This window comes from Pseudomonas sp. GM84, assembly GCF_000282535.1.
Lineage (GTDB): Bacteria > Pseudomonadota > Gammaproteobacteria > Pseudomonadales > Pseudomonadaceae > Aquipseudomonas.
The window spans coordinates 1-5,812 of sequence record NZ_AKJC01000067.1 but is presented as its reverse complement, the minus strand read 5'-3'; the positions used below and the strand labels follow the sequence as shown (position 1 = coordinate 5,812).

General features: G+C 63.6%; 4 protein-coding genes. All 4 read right to left on the bottom strand.

The genetic code is table 11. The features are described from left to right. Positions 1–22 precede the first annotated feature (22 nt). Positions 23–808: a TenA family transcriptional regulator gene (locus PMI38_RS03780; protein ID WP_008090935.1), complete on the bottom strand. Its 786-nt coding sequence runs from the start codon at positions 806–808 to the stop codon at positions 23–25. A 39-nt stretch (positions 809–847) separates the two neighbouring features. After that, complete coding sequence (locus tag PMI38_RS03775; protein ID WP_008090934.1) at positions 848–3,304, bottom strand: EAL domain-containing protein; 2,457 nt, start codon at positions 3,302–3,304, stop codon at positions 848–850. A 237-nt stretch (positions 3,305–3,541) separates the two neighbouring features. Next, a complete protein-coding gene (locus tag PMI38_RS03770) occupies positions 3,542–5,374 on the bottom strand; it encodes an ABC transporter ATP-binding protein (protein WP_043272948.1) in 1,833 nt (610 codons plus the stop codon). Continuing rightward, on the bottom strand, positions 5,367–5,812 hold a 446-nt coding region (locus tag PMI38_RS03765; protein WP_008090932.1), incomplete at its 5' end, for a DsbA family protein. The genes PMI38_RS03765 and PMI38_RS03770, both read right to left, overlap by 8 nt.

Sequence of the window (5,812 nt, the reverse complement as noted above, 5' to 3'; positions counted from 1 at the left end):
CCGGCGATAGGGCCAGTAGCGACTAGCCAGCAGCGAGCACCGGGCGCATACGCCCCTGCTGCCGTCCCTCCAGCTGCATGCACCGCTCCAGGAACAGGTACATGCAGTCATAGCTCTTGCAGATCGCCTTGCGCAGTTCGTTGCGCAGCCCCAGGGTCGGGTTCTCGCCGGCCAGGGTGCAGATGATCTCCAGCGCCTCCCACGGGTGGGCGTCGTCATACTGGGCATGCATCTTCAGCCACTTCATGGCGCGCTTGCGCTGGTCCTCAGGGAACCCCATGGCGTAGGTGTCCTCGGCGCAGACCACCGCCGACCACTCCCCGGTCGCACCTTCGATGGCGTAGTTGGTCGCCGCCATGGCGATTGCCAGCGACTCGGTGGTGCATACCCGCCAACACCAGTCATTGAGCCCATTGAGCTCCGCCGGCACCTCCTGACCCTGCAGCTCGTGCAAGTGGATACCGTGGGCGTTGCACCAGTGCATCCAATAGTCGGCATGGTTGAGCTCGACGCGGATATTGCGCATCAGCCAGCGCCGCGCCATGTCTTCGCCAGGATGGCGGGCGTAGCGGGTCTTGGTCAGGTTGTGGGCCATGTACAGCGAGAACTGCTCGACCACCGGCCAGCCACCGATCAGGTACTGACGAATGGTCGCCTGACGCAACTGGCCGTCGCGCAGGCGCTGGTAGAACTCATGCTCGACCACCCGGCGCTTGCTCTCCCGGCAATCTTCGATCAGCTGCTGAGCCCATTGGGGATAACTGGCGGGATCCATCAAAGGCCCGATACGAACGAATGCATCAATCACTTTCAGCTCCTTGATCCCTGTGATCTGCCGATGTTTTGTTCAGCGAAACGTTCCAGGCGCCCGATACAGCAGGGGCCGTGCAGCAATCCGTTGGCGCTGCAGACTGTCGCAGGTGAACACCTGCGGTCTTTCGATCAGATAGCCCTGGGCGTAATCCACGCCGATCTCCTGCAAGGCCTGCTCGATCAACGGTGTTTCCACAAACTCGGCGATGGTCCGTTTGCCCATGACATGGCCAATGTGGTTGATCACCTCGACCATGGCCCGATTGACCGGATCATCCAGCATATCTTTGACAAAACTTCCGTCGATCTTCAAGAAGTCGACGGGTAAATGTTTCAAATAGGCGAATGACGACATCCCGGCACAGAAGTCATCGAGGGAGAACTTGCAGCCGAGCCCTTTCAATTCATTGATGAATCGAATGGCGCTGCCAAGGTTGGCGATGGCGCTGGTTTCGGTGATCTCGAAGCAGATCAGCCGCGGCGGAATGGCATATTCGACGAACAACCGCTGCAGGTACTCAAGGAACATGTCATCGCCGATGCTCGACCCCGACAGGTTGATCGCACACATCGCCAGGGGGCCTTCCCGCCCTTCATCCAGGCCCTGGCGGATGACCTGGAACACGTTGCGCACCACCCAGCGGTCGAGGGCGGTCATCAGGCCATAGCGCTCAGCTGCCGGGATAAAACTGTCAGGCAGGATAGTGCGGCCGCTCTCGTCGTGCAGGCGCAGCAGGATTTCGATATGGCCAGGGCCTTCGATGGACGTGAGTGGGGCGATTTCCTGGGCATAAAGGCAGAAGCGGTTCTCTTCCAGCGCTACATGCAGGCGCTGGATCCACGCCATTTCGCCGAAGCGCATGGACAGCTCGCTGTCATCGGCGTGGTACACCTGGACCCGGTTGCGCCCCTTCTCCTTGGCCATGTAGCAGGCCATGTCGGCCGCGCGCAGGGAAGCTTCCAGGGTAGTGGGCGCCTGCGACAAGTTGACCAGGCCGACACTCACGGTGGTCACGAACGGCCTGCCCTTCCAGACGAAGTGCAAGCTCTGCACGGCTTGGCGCAGATTCTCGGCAATGCGTTCGGCCTGATCGGACGGACAGTTTTCCAGCAGCACGCCGAACTCATCGCCGCCCAGCCGGGCCAGGGTGTCCCCCTCACGCAAGCCCGACTGCAGCACGGCGCAGATGTGCCGGAGCAGCTCATCACCGGCGGCATGGCCACAGGTGTCGTTGACCAGCTTGAACTGGTCGAGATCGAGGAACATCAGCGTGTGCCGCCCGGCCTGGCGCGCCAGGCCGTTGAGCGCCTGCTCCAGGCGGTATTCGAACTCACGGCGGTTGGCCAGGCCGGTCAGGGCGTCGTGGGTGGCCTGCCACGACAGGTTGGCGATGTACTGACGCTCCTGGGTCATGTCGTGCAGCACCAGCACGATGCCGGCCAACTGCCCGTCGTTGATGATCGGCGAGCCAACCAGATTGATCGACACGGTGCTGCCATCCAGGCGCTGAATCAGCCGCGCATGCTCGGCCCCGCCCTTGAGGGTGCCGCTGAGCACCTGTTCGAGCAAGGTGCTCTCATCCTGCTCGGCCTGTTCGTCGACCAGACTGAACAGCGCCGTCAATGGCAGGCCCTGGGCCTGCCCGGCCTGCCAATGGGTCAACTGCTCGGCAGCGGGGTTCATGTAGCCGATGCAGCCTTCGACATCGGTGGTGATCACCGCATCGCCGATCGCCTGCAGGGTGATCTGGGCCCGCTCCTTTTCTTCCTGCAGGGCGCTGGCGAAGGCCTGGCGCTGGGCCAGCAGCTTGCTCGATCGGCGCCAGGCGATGGTGATGAGGAACAAGGCAGTCAGCAGGTTGGTGATCAGCAGCACGCGCAACAGCATGCGCGAGCCTTCGCCCAGTGCGTCGCTGAAGGCCTTGGCCGCAGGGGTCACGCCTTCGTTGACGGCAACGATGCGGGCGCGCCAGTCACTGACCCGAGCAGGCGTGGCCTGGCCATTGGCAAAATCATCGCGCATCTCGTTGGCCAGTACGTCCAGCCTGTTCAGGTAATCGTCGCCGACATTCCAGTAGGCGATCGCCGTCTGCATGTAGCTGACCTGGTGGAAATTGCGGTAGAACCAGATGATGCGGTCGACGTCGTCGGGATGGTTGCCGCCCTGCAGCACAGCCTGGCGTGCGGCCTCGATGTCCGGGTTGGACTGGTCGAGCACCTCACGCAGCAGGTGATCGCCCTGCGGCACGGCGATGACTTGGCGATAGCGCTCGTAGATGCGCTCGTCGCCGCTGTCGGCATACAGGTTCAGATAATAGATGGCGTCTTTCTGGGCCTTGGACCACAGGCTCTCGCCCGCAACATAGGCACGCACGGCCGATAACGCGTAAAGGCTGAGGCTGCCCAGCAAGACCTGGAAGACTACAACGGCGATGAAGGGCCAGATGATACCCAGCAACCTTGGCGCCTCTAACGTGCGATTTCCCTTCATGTAGTCCCTGTCACAGAGCAGATAAGGCTCGATTCAACCCAGACAAGCTCAGCGTAGGCCATTTGCCATCTACGTGGCGGGGAATTTTGTGGGTGGAAGCCTTGGGATTGGAGCTGACAGGACCGGCCCTATCGCCGGCAAGCCGGCTCCCACAGGGTCACCACTGCACCTGAGGCCTGCGGGGTACCTGTGGGAGCCGGCTTGCCGGCGATAGGGCCAGTGCTGACAGCCGCAGCGTCAGGTCTGCTGCAAATGCCCATACAACTTGGCATACAAGCCACCCTCGGCAATCAGCTGCTGATGGCCTCCGTCCTCGGCCACATGCCCACCATCGAATACCAGCACCCGGTCGGCCTGCTTCACCGCTGACAGGCGGTGGGCAATGATCAGCGTGGTCCGGCCACTGAGGAAGCGCGCCAGGGCCTGGTGCAGGTTGTACTCGGTGGCCGCGTCGAGCGCCGAGGTGGCTTCATCGAGAATCACCACCTTGGGCTCGGCCAGGACCATGCGGGCAATCGCCAGGCGTTGGCGCTGACCGCCAGACAAGCGCACCCCGGACCGGCCGACCACACTGTCCAACCCTTGCGGCAGGGCCGCGATGGTGGCGTCCAGCTGGGCGATGCGCAGCGCCTGCCAGCAGGCGTCGTCGGTGCATTCGCGGCCCATGGTCAGGTTGGCGCGCACCGTATCGTTGAACAGCGAAGGGTGCTGCAGCACCACCGCGACATTTTCCCGCAAGGTCTCCAGGCCGATTTCCTGCAGGCTCGCGCCACCGAAGCGAATGGTCCCGGCCTGGGCGCTGTACAGGCCCAGCAGCAACTGCACCAGGGTGCTCTTGCCACCGCCGCTGGCGCCGACAATGGCCACCTTCTCGCCCGGCGCAATGGACAGGTCGAGGTGCTCGAGCACCGGTTCTTCGGCATAGGCGAAGCGCAGGTCGCGCACCTCGATACCCACCGTTTCGCGCCCGGCGAACGGGTCGCTGGCCGCCGGGTATTGCGGCTCGTCGTCACGTGCCAGCAGCTCGTTCAGCCGACTCAGCGCGCCACCGGCGGCGTAATAGGCGTACTGCAGGTTCAGCAGCTGCTCGACCGGCCCGATCATGAACCACAGGTAGCTGAACACCGCCAGCATCTGCCCGATCGACAGGTCGGAGAACAGAACCGTGAGCATCGCCGCGGCGCGGAAGATATCGATGCCGAACTGGAACAGCAGACCACTGGCGCGGCCGCTGGCGTCGCTCTTCCACTGCGAGTCCACGGCGTAGTCACGCACTTCGCGGGCGCGCAGACCCAGGCGGCCGAGGAAGTAACCCTGGCGGTTGCTGGCACGGATCTCCTGAATCGCATCGAGGGTTTCCGCCAAGGCCTGGGTAAAGCGCGAGGTGCTGTCGTTCTCGAGCTTTTTCAGGTGCTTGACGCGCTTGCCCAACTGCACGGTGAAGTAGATCACCAGCGGGTTGAACAGCAGGATCAGCAGCGCCAGCTTCCAGTGCATCCAGATCAGGATCGCCGCCGTACCGGTCAACGTCAGCATGGCCACCAGGAAGCGACTGAGGGTTTCGCCAACGAACTTGTCGAGGGTATCCAGGTCGGTGACCAGGTGCGTGGTCACGGTGCCGCTGCCCAGGCTCTCGTATTCCTTGAGCGAGATTCGCTTGAGCCGCTCGATCAGGCGGATGCGCAAGCGGTAGACAATGTCCTTGGCAAGGCCTGCGAACAGTTTGGCCTGTACCACGTTGAACGCCAGCGCGGCCAGGCGCAGGCACAGGGTGACCACCAGCATCAGGCCAATGTAGCCGGCCGCCACCTGCCAGCCGCTGGGCAACAAGTGGTTCATGAACTTCAGGGCCGCATCGCCATGGCCGAGCAGTACTTCGTCGACCAGCAACGGCAGCAACAGCGGAATCGGCACACTGCAGCAGGCCGCCAGGACGGCGACCATGTTGGCGGTCCACAGGTTTTTCTTGTGATGCAGTGCCAGGCGGCGGATCTCCGCCCAGCTCAGGCGATCAGGCACAGCAGCGGGCTTCCCTGGCACCGGGTCGGGAGACCCTGGCAGATCAAGCACAGGCGGCCTGCTGTAGCCAGCGGCCAAGCAGGGGTTGCAGGCTGTCCAGCGGCTGGTAGCCGTTGGTCAGCAGGGCCAGTTGGCCATTGCGCTCGGCCAGCAGTGTCGGGAAGCCGGCAATACCCAGGTCCTGCACCCAGCTGAAATCCGCTGCGGTGGCGGCGCGGGTATCGGCACGGGTGAGGGCCTCGGCGAAGGTGGCGCGGTCGAAGCCGGCGCGCTCGGCCAGCTCGACCAGTTGCAGCACCGTGGTGACATCCACGCCCTGTTCGTAGAACGAACGCTGGATCAGCTGCAACAACGGCCACACGCGCTCGGCATCCAGCTCGCGGGCGGTGACCAGGGCGCGGCAGGCCGGCTCGGTGTCGTAGACGAAGCCATCGGGCATGGCGCCGTCGAAACGAAACGGCTGCCCGGTGGCCTCGGCTACCGCCTGCC